We start from the raw sequence: 1891 nt of genomic DNA, 5'->3' as shown, positions 1-1891 counted from the left end.
AATTTCATTTTATCTTTCTTAAATCATATATCTTTAAACTTCCATAACGACTTAAAAGCCAGTATATTTGTCGTTTAATTTTACATGCAATTGCGACACCTGGTCATTATTTTCTTTCTTCTATTACCTAATCTGTCTCATGCTCAGACAGCAGATAGTTTGCTGAATCAAATAGAGCGAATGGATAGCCTTGCACTTCTGTCAGAGACAGATACATTAAAAGTAATTGGTCAAAGTTTACAAAGTCGTGTTGATAGTGTAAAGCATGATATCGAGTTATCAAAAATAGATTCTATCACTCAGACAACACAACATACCATCGATAGCCTTTCCGCTTTAAATCTACCTACAGAAAAGTATCAACAAAAGCTCGATAGCTTGCTCAACAAATACCCGGATCAACTGAAAGCAAAAAGTGAAGAGTTACAGGCTGTAGTAAACGAAAAGCTAGAAGAAACAAAAGACAAACTCACTCAAAAGCTACAAGTAGACACAAACGTACCTTCTGAAATAGAGGAAAAGCTACCAACCGGTGAGTTGCCGAATGTTACAGAAAATATACCTAACACCAACATTAGTAAATCCTTACCTGAAGAAGTCACTCAGGTAGAAATACCTGGAAAGGACAAATTGCCAGAAAATCCACTCCAAGAAATTGACAATCCACTTTTAGAAAAGACCGAAGGTATTTCTAATAAAGTAAAAGGTATTGGTAGTGAGCCGAAGGATAAAATAGAAGACATTAAATCCTCTAAAAAAGTGGGTGATTTATCTTCTGCCTTAGGAGAGGTTAAAGAACACGGTGAAAAACTGAGTGAGGTCAATCAGGAAATGGCTGAAGCTAAAGCAGGTGATTGGGAAGGAGTTGAGGAGCGGGCTGAAAAAGAAATCGTTGATCAAACTGACCTTTCTGCTCTTGATGAACAAACCGATCATTTTGATGTACTACAGTCTGAAATAGAAGAGCATAAACAACTGGGAGAGAAGTATCAGGATCCTGCTTTCGTTAAGCAACGGATTTTGGAGAAATCTAAATATGTAGCCAAGGACGCTTTAAAGGCTTATAAGGAGAAAGTAGCCAATGCCAGGCGTGAGCTCAAAGAATTTAAACCAGACTCTATCCATTTTAAAGATTCTCTTAGAAAATATCGCCCAATGAAGCTCAAAGATAAATCTTTTGCTAAAAGATTTCTAGTAGGTGTTAATTGGGAGGTTACACGTCAAACTAATACTAATTTTGATATAGCCCCTTTCGCAGGGTATCGTCTTAATAAAAAGATGAATGCATGGTTTGGTTATATGTATCGTGTGAGATATAACAATGAAGAGACTACACTGAACCAAAAATCCACAGCTTATGGCCCTCGTATATCCTTAAATTACGATGTTTACAAAGGATTTTATTTAAGATCTACTATTGAGCGATTTAGAGTTAATATTTCATCAGAAAAGCGTGCCTGGGTAAATGGAGCGTTAATTGGTATAGGTAAAGATTATAAAATTGGTGGTCGGCTGAAAGGTGACGTACATGCAATGTATAATTTATTATATGATAGCGAAAAAACGCCTTACAATAAGCGCTTTAACCTAAGGTTTGGATTTTATCTGTACAAATTAGATAAAAAGAAAAAGCCTTCGTGGAAGGGCAAATTGGAAAAGATAAAAGCAAAACATACCCAAAAAGATCCGAGACATACTATTAAATGATTTTTTCGCTATATACCAGTAACATTACTGAACCTCAAAGGCTTGGTAAGGTTTAATTCGGCCCTGAAGTCATATAATAACCAGATTGTTTAATATCACCTTTACTAATCCTGATAGGCTTAGAAAAGAATCAATTAAAATTATATTCGTAAATTTTAACGTGAGCCAATTCTACAGTCAAGTC

Annotated in this window: 1 protein-coding gene; it reads left to right on the top strand. The window is 35.5% G+C overall.

The window, feature by feature from the left end:
- Positions 1 to 159 precede the first annotated feature (159 nt).
- Positions 160 to 1707 carry a porin family protein gene (locus tag E1176_RS03045; RefSeq protein WP_155209106.1) on the top strand — a complete coding sequence of 516 codons (1548 nt, stop codon included), beginning with the start codon at positions 160 to 162 and terminating at the stop codon, positions 1705 to 1707.
- Positions 1708 to 1891 lie beyond the last annotated feature (184 nt).

The sequence above is a fragment of the Fulvivirga aurantia genome (assembly GCF_009711475.1).
Lineage (GTDB): Bacteria > Bacteroidota > Bacteroidia > Cytophagales > Cyclobacteriaceae > Fulvivirga > Fulvivirga aurantia.
The sequence above is the reverse complement of the archived record's forward strand: the minus strand, read 5'-3'. Positions and strand labels throughout refer to the sequence as shown.